The sequence below is a fragment of the Streptomyces sp. PKU-EA00015 genome, assembly GCF_013387495.1.
GTDB lineage: Bacteria > Actinomycetota > Actinomycetes > Streptomycetales > Streptomycetaceae > Streptomyces.
This window is the reverse complement of sequence record NZ_JABZEE010000035.1, coordinates 30,692-44,781: the sequence shown is the minus strand read 5'-3', so window position 1 is coordinate 44,781 and position 14,090 is coordinate 30,692. Positions and strand designations below refer to the sequence as shown.

The following is a 14,090-nucleotide window of genomic DNA, read 5'->3' as shown; positions in this document are numbered from 1 at the left end:
CGGTACGGCTCACAGCTGCTTCGCCCCCACGTGCAGACAGGCCGCCCGGCGCTCCTCACCGGCCGCGACCAGCACCTGGTCCTCGCTCGCGCAGGCGTCCACGGCGACGGGACAGCGCGGGTGGAACGTACAGCCGCCCGGCAGCGACGCCGGGTCGGGCGGGTCGCCCGGCAGGCCGCGAGGTGCACGGCGCGACGCGGGATCGCCGATGCGCGGGAACGCCGCGGAGAGGGCCTGCCCGTACGGGTGCCGGGCCGCGCCGTACACCTCCCGTGCCGGGCCCTCCTCGACGATCCGTCCCGCGTACATCACGGCCAGCTCGTCGCAGGTGTCGGCGAGGACGCCCAGATCGTGGCTGATCATCAACAGGGCGATGTCCTTCTCGGCGACCAGCTGCTCGATGAGCCGCAGGATCTGCGCCTGGATCATCACATCGAGCGCGGTGGTCGGCTCGTCGGCCACGATGAGCCGGGGATCGCAGGCCAGAGCCATCGCGATCATGACCCGCTGGCGCTGCCCGCCGGACAGCTCGTGCGGATACGCGTCCGCGCGGGAGACGGGCAGGCCCACGTGCTGGAGCAGTTCGCCGACGCGCGTCCTCGCCTCGGCCGGGGTGGCCCTGCGGTGCAGCAGGATCGGCTCGGCGATCTGGTCGCCGACGCGGTGCACCGCGTTGAGCGAGTGCATCGCGCCCTGGAAGACGATCGACGCCCCCGCCCAGCGGACGACCCGCAGCCGTCCCCACTTCATGGCCAGCACGTCCTCGCCGTCGAGCAGGATCTCCCCGGTGAGGCGCGCGGACGCGGGCAGCAGCCGCAGCAGGGCGAGCGCGAGCGTCGACTTGCCGCAGCCGGACTCGCCCGCGACCCCCAGCTTGCGGCCGGCCGCGAGCGTGAGGTCGACACCGCGTACGGCGGGCACGGACGTCGTGCCGCTGCCGTACGTCACATACAGGTCCTTGACCTCCAGCACGCTCAACGCGCGGCCCCCAGCTTCGGGTTGAGTACGGATTCGACGGCGCGCCCGCACAGGGTGAAGGCGAGGGCCACGACGGCGATGGAGATACCGGGCGGCGCCAGGTACCACCAGTGGCCCGACGACACGGCGCCCGCCTCACGGGCGTCCTGGAGCATCCCGCCCCAGGAGACGACCGTCGGGTCGCCGAGACCCAGGAAGGCCAGCGTCGCCTCGGTGAGGATGGCGCTGGAGATGCCGAGGGTGGTCTGCGCCAGGACCAGCGGCATCACATTGGGCAGGACGTGGCGGTTCATGATGTGCGCGTGCCCGCCGCCGAGCGCCCTGGCGCGCTCGATGTACGGGCGGGACTCGACGGCGATGGTCTGGGCGCGCACGAGCCGGGCCGTGGTGGGCCAGCTGGTGACGCCGATGGCGACGACGACGGTCCACATGCTCCTCGACATGACGGTCGCCAGGACGATCGCGAGCACCAGCGCCGGCATCACCAGGAACCAGTCCGTGATCCTCATCAGGACGGTGGAGAACCAGCCGCCGTAGTGACCCGCGATGATGCCGACGAGGGTGCCGATGGCCACCGAAAGGGCCGCGGCCAGCAGCCCCACCGTGAGCGAGACCCGCGCACCCCACACCAGCAGACCGAGCAGCGAACGGCCGAACTGGTCGGTGCCCAGCGGGAACTCGCCGCTCGGATCCTCCAGTGCCGTGCCGGGCGCGTTCGTCACGCTCTGAACGTCGGAGCCGACGAGCAGCGGAGCTGCGAGCGCCACCAGGGCGATCAGGGCGAGCGCGCCGAGCCCGAACAGCCCGGCCCGGTGCGTGCGGTACGCCTTCCAGAAGCGGGCGAGAGAGTGCCGGCGGCGCGCCCAGGCCAGCGAGCGTGCGGACCGCGGGCTGTCGGTGACCGGAGCGGTCGGTGTGGTCGTCATCGGCCCACCCGGGGATCGAGCAGCGGATACAGGAGGTCTGCGAGGAGGTTCATCACGATCATCGCGCCGGCGAACACGACGAACAGGCCCTGCACCAGCGGGAGGTCCGGCACGCTCAGCGCCTGGTAGAACAGGCCGCCGAGGCCCGGCCAGGAGAACACCGTCTCCACCAGGATCGAACCGGCCGCCACATGGCCGAGGTTGATGAAGACCATCGTCACCGTGGGCAGCAGCGCGTTCGGCACGGCGTGCCTGCGGCGTACCGAGTCGTCCCGCAGCCCCTTGGCTCGGGCCGTCGTCAGATAGTCGCTGCCCATCTCGTCGAGCAGCGAGGAACGCATCACGAGCAGCGTCTGCGCGTAGCCGACCGCGACCAGCGTGATCACCGGCAGCACCATGTGGTGCGCGACGTCGGCGACGTACGCGAAACCGCTCTCGCTGCCCGACTCCATGCCACCGGTCGGGAACATGCCGGGAATCGGGCCGATGCCCACCGCGAAGACGATGATCAGCAGCAGGCCCAGCCAGAACGAGGGCACCGACCACAGCGTCAGCGCCACACCCGTGTTGAGCTTGTCGCCGAGACTGCCGTGCCGCCATGCCGAGCGCGTGCCCAGCCAGAGCCCGACCGCCGAGTAGATCACCACGGCGACGCCGGTCAGCAGCAGCGTCGCCGGGACCTTCTGGGCGATCAGATCGCCGACGGGCGCGTGGAACTGGTACGACATGCCGAGGTCACCCGACAGCGCCTTGCCGCAGTAGTCGGTGAACTGCTGCCACAGCGGCTGGTCCAAGCCGAACTGGCGGCGCAGCGTGGCCAGTTGCTGCGCGGACGTCGGCATGCCATGGGTCATGGCCTTCACCGGGTCGCCCGGGATGATGCGGAAGAGGAAGAAGCTCGTGACGAGCACGGCGAACAGCGAGACCGCCGCACCGCCGAGCTTGCCCGCCGCATGGATGAGATAGGCGCGTACGTGGCCGCTCGCGGCGCGGGCCTCGGGGGCCCGCGCCACAGCGGTCGTGCCGGTCGTGCTCGTGGTGCTCATCGACTATTCACGGTCTTCCGCGGTGGAACGGCGCCGCATCGCGACGACGAGCCCGACGGCGGCAACCAGCACGACGACCGCGCCGACGCCGATCGCGACACCTGTCGAGGAGCCGCCCTCGGACCCGCCGCCGTCACCGGCCGCCGGCTCGGCCGACCACCAACTCCAGTAGCCGTCCTGGCCGTAGATGTTGCCTGCGGCCTCGGGCATCGTCTTGATGGACTTGATCTGGTCGGTACGGTACGCCTCGACCGCGTTCGGATACGCGAGGACATTCATGTATCCCGTGTCGTACAGCCGCGACTGCATCCGACGGACCAGATCGGCGCGCTTGGCGGGGTCGTACTCGGCGGCCTGCCGGGCGTACAGCTCGTCGAACTGTTTGTCGCAGATGAAGTTGTCGGTCGCGCCGGTGTCCTTGGGCGTGGCGGGCAGCGCGGCGCAGGTGTGGATCGACAGGACGAAGTCCGGGTCGGGGTTGACGGACCAGCCGTCGAAGGCCAGGTCGTAGTCGCCCTTGAGCCAGGGGTCGGAGACGTTGTCCAGGCACTCGACCTTCAGCCCGATGCCCAGCTCGCCCCACCATTCCTGGAGGTACTTGCCGATCGCCTTGTCGTTCGGGTCGGTGGCGTGGCACAGGATGCGGAAGCCGAGCGGCTTGCCGTCCTTGCCGGTGCGCTTGCCGGCGGCGTTCTTCCGGTAACCGGCGTCGTCCAGCAGCTTCGCCGCGCGCGCCGGGTCGTAGCCGATCTTCTGGCCGGCCTCGGGCTTCCAGAAGTACGAGGTGAAGCGCGGCGGGATGTAGCCCTCGCCCTCGACGGCGTGGCCCTGGAAGACCTTGTCGACGATCGTTTTGCGGTCCGTCGCGTGGAACAGCGCCTTGCGCACGGCCGGGTCGAGGAGCGCCTTGTGGCCGCTGCCGAACTTCCCGCCGTCCTTGGACTGCGCGCCCGGGTTGGTCGCCAGCGCGAAGAAGCGGCGGCCCGGGGCGTCGTTGACCTTGATGTTCTCCGCGTTCTTCAGCGCGGCGGCCTGCGCCGGGGTCAGGCCCTGGACGAAGGACACCTCGCCCTTCTGCAGTGCGGCGACGGCGGCGTCACCGTCCTTGTAGTACTTGAAGACCAGCTCGTCGAACTTCGGAGCACCTCGCCAGAAGTCCTTGTTCGGCCGGAGCCTCACGTACTGGTCGACCTTGAAGTCCGTGATGACGAACGGGCCGTTGCCGACGATCGGGAACTGCTTGTCGTTGTTGAACTTCGAGAAGTCGCCGACCTTCTCCCAGACGTGCTTCGGCACGATCGGCACGTCGAGGGCCGTCATGGTGGCCTGCGGCTTCCTCAGCTCGATGACGAGCGTCTTCGGGTCGGGCGCGGTGACCTTCTTGAAGTTGGCCGTGAAGCTGCCGTTGGCGGTGGCGGCGTTCTCGTCCGTCATCATCTTGTTGAAGGTCCAGGCCGCGTCCTCCGCGGTGGCCTGCCTGCCGTCCGACCACTTCGAGTCGTCACGGATGGTGTACGTCCACGTGAGCTTGTCCGCGGACGGCTTCCACGCCGTGGCGAGACCGGGGACGGTCCGGCCGTCCTTGGGGTCGTAATTCGTCAGGTACTCGTACGCCAGCCGGTGGATCGAGGTGCTCACCAGCCGGGCGGCGAGGAATGGACTCAGCGAGTCCACGCTCTGCGAGACGGCGACGGTGAGGACCTGCTTGCCGTCCTTGCCGTCGTCCTCGCCGGCCGCCTTCGACAGGGCCGGGCCCAGAGCGCGGCCCTCGGGCTGCGCCTGGGCGTGCGGGACGATCGCGCCGGACAGCACCAGCGCGGATGCGGCGGCCGATGCGGCGAGAACCAGTCGGTTGCGGGGGCGTTGCCGGACGGTGCGGAATGGAGCCTTTGTGACCATGGACGGTGACCTCGCGTCATGTCTCGCTCGGAGAAGGCGGGTTGGTGATCATGGGTTCGCCAGCTGGTGAAGCGAAGGTTTATCAGGGTGGTCATGCCGCGTCAATGGTGGCTCAAACCGCGTGTGGGCTGCGGGAATACGCTGAGGGCCCGCACCGGCGAGTCGGTGCGGGCCCTCATTGGTTCAGACCTCTGTCGCGTTACTGCTGAGGGGCTGACGGTGCCTGGGGCGGCTGCTGCGGGGGCCATCCGGCCGGCGGTACGGGCGCCTGCGGATCGGGCTGACCGGGAACGCCCGGCTGCCCCGGAACGCCGGGTGCGCCGGAGTGTCCGGCCGCGCCGGGCGGCGGCCCGGCCGGCGTCGCGGGGGACTGCGCCTGCGACGGCGGCGACTGCTGCCAGCCCTGCGGCGGGTACCCCTGCTGCGGGCCGCCGTAGGGGGGCTGCGGTTGCTGGGGGTGGGGCTGCTGGGGGTGGTGCGGCTGCGGCGGATAGGACTGCCCGGGCATCGGCTGCCCCGGGACGGGTTGGCCCTGCCACTGCGGCTGCCCCTGGCCCTGGTGGCCGGGCATCGGCGGAGCGGCCTGAGGCGGCTGGCTGGCGCCGTCGGCCGTCCACAGCCCCTGCTGCTGCTGGGCCCGCACGAAGTCCTCGGCGATGAGCGCCGAGAGGTTGAAGTACGCCTCACGCGTCTTCGGGCGCATCATGTCGAGGTCGACCTCGGCGCCGGCGGCCAGGTGCTCGTCGAAGGGCACCACGACGACACCGCGGCAGCGCGTCTGGAAGTGCTGCACGATGTCATCGACCTTGATCATCTTTCCGGTCTCGCGCACCCCGGAGATGACGGTCACCGAACGCTGCACCAGCTCCGCGTACCCGTGCGCGGACAGCCAGTCCAGCGTCGTCGACGCACTGCTCGCGCCGTCGACGGACGGCGTCGAGATGATGATCAACTGGTCGGCGAGGTCCAGCACTCCGCGCATCGCGCTGTAGAGCAGACCCGTGCCGGAGTCCGTGAGGATGATCGGGTACTGCTTGCCGAGCACGTCGATCGCGCGCCGGTAGTCCTCGTCGTTGAACGTCGTGGAGACGGCCGGGTCCACGTCGTTGGCGATGATCTCCAGCCCGGAGGGCGCCTGCGAGGTGAACCGGCGGATGTCCATGTACGAGTTGAGGTACGGGATCGCCTGGACGAGGTCACGGATGGTGGCCCCGGTCTCACGGCGCACCCGGCGCCCGAGCGTACCGGCGTCGGGGTTGGCGTCGATCGCGAGGATCTTGTCCTGGCGCTCGGTGGCGAGGGTCGCACCGAGCGCGGTCGTCGTGGTGGTCTTGCCGACGCCGCCCTTGAGACTGATGACCGCTATCCGGTAGCAGGAGAGCACCGGGGTCCGGATCAGGTCCAGCTTGCGCTGCCGCTCCGCCTCCTCCTTCTTGCCGCCGATCTTGAAACGGGCGGCGCTGGAGGGATTACGGCTCGACTTGGGCTTCTGCTTGTTGTTGCGCAGCAGCCGGTCGGAGGAGAGCTCGACGGCGGCCGTGTACCCGAGGGGAGCACCGGGTACGGAGCGCTCGCGCTGATCGTGCGTGACGGGCGTGGGCCACGCGCCACCGGTACGCGGGTCGACGGACGCGCCGGGGGCCTGTGGGGCGGGCGCCTGGGGAGGCAGCTGTCCCGGGTGGGCCGCCGGCGGGAGCGACTGGCCGGGCTGGGGCTGCTGTCCCTGGGCCGGAACGGGCAGGGGGGCGTTCGGGGCGGGCTGCCCGGGCTGCGCCGCCTGGGGGAAGCCGTATGCGCCCTGCGGGGCAGGGGTGTGGGGAGCGGGCTGAGCCTGCGGCGGCGGCTGCTGCCCGGGCTGGGGGAAGCCGTAACCACCCGGTTGCTGGGGCTGCTGTGCCTGCTGCGGGAAGCCGTATCCGCTGTGCGGGGCAGGGGCAGGGGCAGGGGCAGGGGCGGGGGCAGGGGCGGGCTGCGCCGGCTGGACGGGCTGTTCCGGCTGCGCTGCCTGCGGGAAGCCGTAACCGCCGTGCGGGGCAGGGGCGGGAGCCGGTGCCGGGAGGGGCTGCGCCGGCTGTGCCTGCTGCGGAAAGCCGTAACCGCCCTGCGGCGCCGGAGCGTTGGGAGCGGGCTGCGGCTGCGGCTGCTGCCCGGGCTGCGGGAATCCGTAACCGCCGGGCTGGCCGGGCGCGGGCGTGGGCCAGGGTGCCGACTGGTCGGCGGTGGGCGCGGGCCACTGCTGGGCGGGCGCCGGTGCGGCGGGCTGGTACGCGGGCGGCAGCGGCGGCAGTTCGCCCTGCGGCGCGGCGGCGGCCGGGGCGGGCGCCCACGGCTGGACCTCGGCGGCGGGCGGAGCGCCCTGGGGCACGGAGTCCTGGACGTCGTCGGCATCGGCCTCGCGGTCCGCGTCGTCCGCCGGTGCGTCCTCGGCAGCCTCGCGGGCCGAGGCGTCGACCGGGGCGCCGTCCGAGGCACCCGCCGGCTCGGCGGGGTCGTCGTCCGTGTCCGCGACGGCCAGGGGCGCCTCGGCGGGCTCAACCGCTTCGGCGCCGCCCGCGGGTTCGGCGGCACCTTCAGTGCCTTCGGTGCTGTCGGTGGCCTCGGGCTCCTCCGTGACGGCGGAGCCCTGGGAGTCCTCGGAGTCCTTGGCGGCGGCGAGTTCGGCCATCTCGCGCTTGAGCGCGGCGGGGGAGAAACGCATGGTGGCGCCGCTCTCCAGATCGCCGCCCCCGAAGGGCTGCGACGAGGCGTCGTCCGCCGCGGGCGCGACCGCAGCGGCCGGCGGCGTCTGCTCGGCCGGAGCCGGAGCCGGAGCCGGAGGGGCCGGAGCCGGAGCAGGGGCCGGAGCCGGAGCAGGGGCCGGAGGGGCCGGAGCAGGGGCAGGCGGCGGTATGGCGGGGCCGGGCTCCTGGGCCGCCGGCGGGGCATGCGGCGCCGGCGCCCAGTTCGGCTCGAAACCGCTGCCCGCGGGCAGCCCCGGCACGGCGACCGGAGCACCCTGAGGCGGAGGCGGGGTGTGCTGACCGGTGCTGCCGCCCGAGGTGTCGCCCGACGCGTTCTGCGTGTACCAGGCAGGCGGGGTGTAGTCGATGGTGAACTCACCCGTCAGCTCGGCGGGCTCCGCGTCGGACTCGTCGACGGGAAGGTTCCAGCCCCCGTGGATGTCGTCCCGATCGCCGTTCACTTTGCCTCCTGGTGTGGTCGAGCACCCTTGTGCCGTCGTGGGTGGGGGCCACCGTTGACTTCCGATCGGCCCGGCTCTCCCCCTGAGGACGCGGTGAACATGCCCGAGGGTTCTTCTGCCGCGCCCTGACCCACCCTAATCGCCAACAACACCACTGCGTCAGGCCCGCCCGCCCCCGGCCGCTGTCCTGTGCGTCACGCACTGCCCGCATGTGACGCCGGTACGCCGGAGTGTGAAGAACGTCGTGGGGCAAACCGCCGCAACTGCACCGAGGTCCGGAGCCACTCAGTCCATCCGCCGGGCGCTGCCCGACAATCCGGTCTCGGCGTCGGTGGCCTGCGTCATGACGAACCGGCGGTCTCACGACCCTGTCCGGGCGTCGCGAGCCACCGGCTCGATGGGAAGAGGCCGAGACCCCGCCGAAGAAGGAAGGCCTCAGCGAAGATCGAACTCGCCGTCCCGTGCGCCGAGCACGAACGCGCGCCACTCCGCCTCGGTGTACCGAAGGACCGTGTCCGGATCCAGCGAGGAACGCATGGCGACGGCACCGCCCGGGAGGTGTGCGATCTCGACCCGCTCCTCGTCCGGACTGGTGCCCGGAGGGCCCTGCCATTCGACGCCGGAGATGTCCAGGGCGTACAGCTCGTCCTTCTCCTGCGCGCTCCCCATCAGGGTTCCTTTCGCTACAGCCGACATCCGGCAGCCGGGTGAACGGCCCAAGTGCCTCGTGGCGCCGCGTAGTTCGGCGTCGCTCTCCGTCACCGTGGAACATCCTAGGCCAGCAGGCCGGACCTGGTGGGCGAGTTCCGGGACCGTCCACCGTGAGGTGACGTGGACGCCGTCCCAGGGCGGTTCGCATGTCGTGCGTCCGCCGGAGCTCTCACCTCCGCGGACCGGCGCGACGGGCTCAGTCCATCCGGCGGGCCACACCGAGCAGGCCGGACTCCGCGTCGGTCGCGCTGGTCATGACCCAGTGCCGCTCACGTCCGGCGCACCAGAGCGTGACGCCGTCCGCCAGCGTCGGCAGAGCCTCGACCTCACCCTGGGCCAGGCCCAGGATGCGCCCGATCTGCTGTGCTTCCTGCGGCGAAACCCTCTGGACGCCGACCAGCGTCGCGGTCCGCAGCAACCGCGGCGCCACCGGACTCAGATACGGCAGAAGGGTCAGTACGGACTGCCACGGCGACGACACGACGCGCCCGCGCGGCGGCCGCATGCCGCAGTCGCGCACCACCACGACGGGGCTGCCGACGGTCGCACCCATCGGAGGCACGCGCCCCACGTCGTGCAGCGTGATGCACTCCAGGCCCGCGCCGGCCGCCTGGGCCAGTACGCTCCACTCCCGTGCGCGACCGGTCTCCACCGCAACCCTCGCGCCCGTACCCGCCGCGCGAAGTGCCAGCACCTGCGCGGTCCACAGGCCGCCGATCAGCAGCACCTCGTAGGGGGTCGAGCGGTGGAAGCCCACCATCTGCGGACGTCCCTCGGCGTCGTCCCCGATGACCACCCCGTCGTCACCGACGGGGAGCGAGAGGGCGCCGAGGTGGTCGGCGGCCATGGTGTGCCCTGCGTGACGCGGGCCGATCAGGCCCCGCAGACCCTTGGACATTCCCGTGCGCCCCATCACCGAGCACCTCCCAGAGGCATGGTCGCCAGTACACCCGGCAGTTGTTCGCGGTCGAGCCGCAGCAGGCCGACCTTCGCGGTCCGGGCCGCCTGCTCCAACGCCCTGCGCACACCGACCAGTTCCGTGTCGGAACCGCCGGTGATCCGCACATGACCACCGATGTCCATCGTGCCCTGACGCGAACCGCGCCGGACGGTGAGGCTGAAGGTGGTGGCGTACGCGGGGACGGCGGTGAGCAGCGAGACCAGCTTGGGCAGCGGGGTCGCACCCCGGCCGAGCTCGGGCCAGCGGCCGACCGCGTAGGTCGTGTGCCAGCGGTCGTCGCACCGCCACACGCGGGAGGTCTCCGTCGTGCGCCGCTGCGGAGCGGTGTCGGGCCGGCCCGCACGCGCCGCCGCCCGCGGGCTCGCACACGCGGCCGTCGCCATGGTGGAGTTGAGTTCCTCCTGGTCCAGCACGACGGCCTGGAAACCGGCGCCGGTGATCCGGCTGGCGACATGGTCCGCCACCCGGACCAGGCAGCGCTGGGCCCCCTCGAACCCGCCGCCGCGGGCCGCCACGGCCTCCGGGCACAGCTCGGGGTCCAGCTTCACCGCCACCCAGGTCATCCGCAGGGCGGGCGCGCCCGTCTTCTCCTGCAGAGGCGCGTACGAGAGCCGGGCGACCGACTGCTGCGGAAGGTGCGGTGCGGGTGCGGCGCGGACCTGCTGCACCAACTGCACCGACTCGGCCTGGATGTCGTCGACCGCCAGGGCGTCGCCCAGCAGGGACAGCGGCAGAGCACGGGCACCGAACGCGGGCCGCAGTGCCGACCCGCTGGCCTCGACGCGCACCACGGCGGTCAGGAAGCTCCCGTCGCCCAGCATGCCGATGGTGCGGCGGTTCCGGTCGACGTACGGCGAGGGCCGCAGACCCGGGACGCTCTCGGCGACCGGGGCGAGGGATGCGTCGGTGTCGGGCGCGGCCGGTGCGGTGTTGCGCCTGCGCGCACGCAACGCCTGAGCCGTCGACAGCCAGTCCTGGAGGGCGTGCCCGCGGCGGCGGATCACGGCGAGCAGTACGAGCGCACCCGCGACGACGCATGTGGGAACGAGCCAGAGGCCGCCGAGGGCCAGGCCCACGGCGACGAGGGCCAGCGCCGACTCCACGAGGACCAGCTGCCTCAGCTGCAGCGGGCCGACCCGGCTCGTACGGGACAGAGGGCGCAGAGTAGTTGTTGCCGGGACACCCCGGGCAACCTGCGCCCGGGGCGCGTTGCTGCGTTGCCGTCGGGAAGTGTCAGGCGCCTGACCGGTGGTCCGCCCGTTCCGCGCACGCGTCGCCGTACCCATCGCCGCGTTGCCCCCTCGTGTCCGTAATAACCAAATTCTTATGGGCGTTGACCGGGCGATCACCCTACCTGAGCAGTGAGACGCGAGCGCCAGCAGGCATAGTAGGGGCGGCACGACGGCAGGCCGTCACGATGAGTGTGGGAACCTGGTCGCCCAGCGGGGAGAGGGACAGCGAACAGATGGCATCACGACGGGACGAACTGAACGCCTACACCTTCGCGAAGCGGAGGCTGATCGCGCAGTTCGTGCAGCCGAATGCGACCGGATCCGAGGAAGGTGCGCCGCGCCCGCTGCGTGCGGTACTGCCCGGGACCATCGTCGGTGTGGTGATCCTCGCGATCTTCGGTGCCTGGGGGATGTTCAAGCCGGTCGCCCCCAAGGACTGGAACAAGCCGGGCGAGAACGTGATCATCGCCAGCAAGTCGACGACTCGTTATGTCGTGCTCAAGACCGGCAAGAAAGTCCAGTTGCACCCGGTTCTTAACATGTCGTCGGCCAAGCTCCTCCTCAACCCGGACAAGGGCAAGGTCATCAACGTCGACGAGTCGGTCCTCGACAGCGGCAAGATCCCGCACGGTGCCACGCTCGGCATCCCATACGCCCCCGACCGTCTGCCCGACAGCAAGGAAGCCGGTGCGGCCAAGCGCTGGGCCGTGTGCGAACGGCCGGGCGAGGGCGGCCGGGCGATCCAGAAGGCGGCGTTCGTCCTCGCCGAGCGCGAGGCGAAGAAGACGGAAGGCGCGAACCGTCTGACCGGCGGCGAACTGCTCTACGTCGAAGGCCCCGACAAGACCCGCTACGTGGTCGACGCGACGGGCACGGCGTACCGCGTGGACAAGGACGAACTGCTGCTGCGCCAGCTGGTGGGCCAGGACCGCGCCGCACAGCGGGTGTCCGAGGCATGGCTCGCCACCCTGCACAAGGGCGACACCATCACCTTCCCGACCGTCCCCGGGCAGGTCAACACCCCTGCGAACATCCCCGGTGAGCTCGACCCGCAGGTCAACAAGGTCGGCATGGTCCTGTCCGCCACGAGCGGCACGAAGAAGCAGATGTACGTCGTCCTGCAGGGACGGGTCGCCCCCGTGTCGGACTTCACCGCCAAGCTGCTGCTCAACAGCCGGCAGCTCGTCGACCTCGGCCAGGCCGGCGAGGCGACCGCGGTCAGCGGCGGCGCCTTCCAGCCGGGGCAGGCATTCGCCCAGGACAAGAAGTGGCCGCAGGCGGCACCGGTGCCCGTCAACGAGGCGAGCACGGCCGCCGGCAGCAGGAACACCGTTTGCAACGTCCTGCGATCGGTGGACGCCGACAACGGGACGACCACACTGAGCACCTGGGCCGGCACCGACTTCCCGGCCACGCTCCCCACCGGCTCCACCAGCGCCTACGTCACGCCCGGATCCGGCCAGCTCTTCCGCCAGTTCAAGGGTTCCACGACCGGCAGCGGCTTCCTGTTCCTCGTGACCGACACGGGGCTGCGCTACGCGATGCAGTCCAACGGCGACAGCGCCACCGACGATTCCGGCATCGGCTCCTCCGGCTCGGCCGAGGAGAAGCAGGCGCGCCAGGCGGAAGCCCAACAGGCCCAGAACCGGCTCGGTTACAAGGGCGTCGACCCGCGGCCCATCCCCGCGGAATGGTCGACCTTCCTGCCCACCGGGCCCCGTCTGTCGACCGGGGCCGCGCGGCAGCCCCAGGGCTCGTGAGGGCCGGTAGGAAGATGACGAACACCAGCCGGCGCCTGCTCACCGTCGCGGCCGCCACCGCTCTCACGGTCATCGGCCTGCCGGTGACCACCGCGGCGGCGGACAGCACCCAGTGCACCTTTCCCGGGAAGAAGTACGAAGGCCGGCCCTGGTCGCTCCAGCGCGTCCTGCTGGACGAGCTGTGGAAGCAGTCCACGGGCAAGGGAGTGCGGGTGGCCGTCATCGACACGGGCGTCGATGTCAAGAACCCGCAGCTGACAAAGGCCGTGGACACCGGGAGCGGCATCAACCTCATCCCGAAGAACATCAAGGACGACAACGGCAACAAGATCGAGCGCGGCAAGGAGAACGGCACCACGGACACGGTGGGCCACGGCACCAAGGTGGCCGGCATCATCGCCGCCCGCCCCGTCAAGGGCACCGGCTTCGTCGGGCTGGCGCCGGACGCCACGGTCATCCCGATCCAGCAGAACGACGCGGAGGGCCACGGCACCGCCGAGACCCTGGCCCAGGCGATCCGGCACGCGATCGACGAGGAGGCCGACGTCATCAACATCTCGCAGGACACGGCCAACGCCGTGGAACCGGCACCCGCGCTCAAGCAGGCCGTGGACTCCGCCCTGGCGAAGGAGATCGTTGTTGTCGCCTCGGCGGGCAACGACGGCCTTGGCGGCAACGTCAAGCGCACCTACCCCGCCTCGTACGACGGCGTGCTCGCCGTCGCCTCGTCGGACCGCAACAACGAACGGGCCCAGTTCTCCCAGTCCGGCGACTTCGTGGGTGTGGCAGCACCGGGTGTCGACATGGTCTCCACCGTGCCGGGCGGAGGCCACTGCGCCGACAGCGGCACGAGCTTCTCCGCGCCGTACGTCGCCGGTCTGGCCGCCCTGGTGAAGGCCAAGCACGGCGACTGGACCCAGGAGCAGATCGTCGCCCAGATCCAGCAGACCGCGGAACGCTCGATCGCCGGTCATGACCGCCTCGTCGGCTGGGGAGTGGTCGACCCGGTCCGCGCCCTCACCGAGGACGACAAGCCCATCGAGAAGCCGGTCGCCCACGAGGGCGTGACCAACGCGGAGGCCCCGACCCCGGCCGAACTCCCCATGGGCGAGACGCCGGAGCAGCGCAACGCCCGACTGGCGACGTATGTGTTGGTCGGCGGGGGAGTGGTGGTCGCGGCGATCGCGGGCTCGGCGGTGGCGCTCCGGGACTCCCGTCGCAGGAGCCGAAGGGTCGCGCGGGAGGCGTCGGGCTGAGGGGTTGTGCCAAGATCGTGACAAGGCGGTGACGATTGCAGCCGCACACGGCGTGACCACGCCGAAGCGTTGAAGTCCCGTGATGGATAAGACACTTGGGGCTGTCGTACCCGGTGGTTAGAGTGGTATCCGATGCAATC

Annotated in this window: 10 protein-coding genes; 2 read left to right on the top strand and 8 right to left on the bottom strand. The window is 71.3% G+C overall.

Annotated features, from left to right (window positions below; translation table 11 throughout):
- Positions 1-9 precede the first annotated feature (9 nt).
- From HW130_RS21705 to eccE, 8 genes are all read right to left on the bottom strand, one after another.
- Positions 10-978, bottom strand: a complete 969-nt coding sequence (locus HW130_RS21705) for an ABC transporter ATP-binding protein (protein ID WP_177151335.1) — start codon at positions 976-978, stop codon at positions 10-12.
- Complete coding sequence (locus HW130_RS21700) at positions 975-1,904, bottom strand: ABC transporter permease (protein ID WP_177151334.1); 930 nt, start codon at positions 1,902-1,904, stop codon at positions 975-977. Before HW130_RS21700 ends, HW130_RS21705 begins: the two co-directional genes overlap by 4 nt.
- On the bottom strand, positions 1,901-2,950 hold the full coding sequence (locus tag HW130_RS21695) for an ABC transporter permease (RefSeq protein WP_177151333.1): 1,050 nt from the start codon (positions 2,948-2,950) through the stop codon (positions 1,901-1,903). The genes HW130_RS21700 and HW130_RS21695 overlap by 4 nt, the downstream gene beginning before the upstream one ends.
- A gap of 3 nt (positions 2,951-2,953) precedes the next feature.
- A complete protein-coding gene (locus HW130_RS21690) occupies positions 2,954-4,849 on the bottom strand; it encodes an ABC transporter substrate-binding protein (protein WP_177151332.1) in 1,896 nt (631 codons plus the stop codon).
- Between the two features lie 199 nt (positions 4,850-5,048).
- The gene (locus tag HW130_RS21685; protein WP_177151331.1) at positions 5,049-8,030 is read right to left on the bottom strand and encodes an SCO5717 family growth-regulating ATPase; all 2,982 of its coding nucleotides are present in this window, start codon (positions 8,028-8,030) and stop codon (positions 5,049-5,051) included.
- Between the two features lie 435 nt (positions 8,031-8,465).
- Complete coding sequence (locus HW130_RS21680; RefSeq protein WP_177151330.1) at positions 8,466-8,699, bottom strand: DUF397 domain-containing protein; 234 nt, start codon at positions 8,697-8,699, stop codon at positions 8,466-8,468.
- A 238-nt stretch (positions 8,700-8,937) separates the two neighbouring features.
- On the bottom strand, positions 8,938-9,654 hold the full coding sequence (locus HW130_RS21675; RefSeq protein WP_177151329.1) for a hypothetical protein: 717 nt from the start codon (positions 9,652-9,654) through the stop codon (positions 8,938-8,940).
- On the bottom strand, positions 9,654-10,988 hold the full coding sequence (eccE, locus tag HW130_RS21670) for a type VII secretion protein EccE (protein ID WP_177151328.1): 1,335 nt from the start codon (positions 10,986-10,988) through the stop codon (positions 9,654-9,656). Before eccE ends, HW130_RS21675 begins: the two co-directional genes overlap by 1 nt.
- Positions 10,989-11,167: 179 nt before the next feature.
- On the opposite strand from eccE, the gene eccB reads away from it, so the two are divergent.
- Positions 11,168-12,694: a type VII secretion protein EccB gene (gene eccB / locus HW130_RS21665; RefSeq protein ID WP_177151327.1), complete on the top strand. Its 1,527-nt coding sequence runs from the start codon at positions 11,168-11,170 to the stop codon at positions 12,692-12,694.
- A 14-nt stretch (positions 12,695-12,708) separates the two neighbouring features.
- Positions 12,709-13,950, top strand: coding sequence for a type VII secretion-associated serine protease mycosin (gene mycP / locus HW130_RS21660; protein ID WP_177151326.1), 1,242 nt, complete (start codon positions 12,709-12,711; stop codon positions 13,948-13,950).
- The last annotated feature ends 140 nt before the right edge of the window (positions 13,951-14,090 follow it).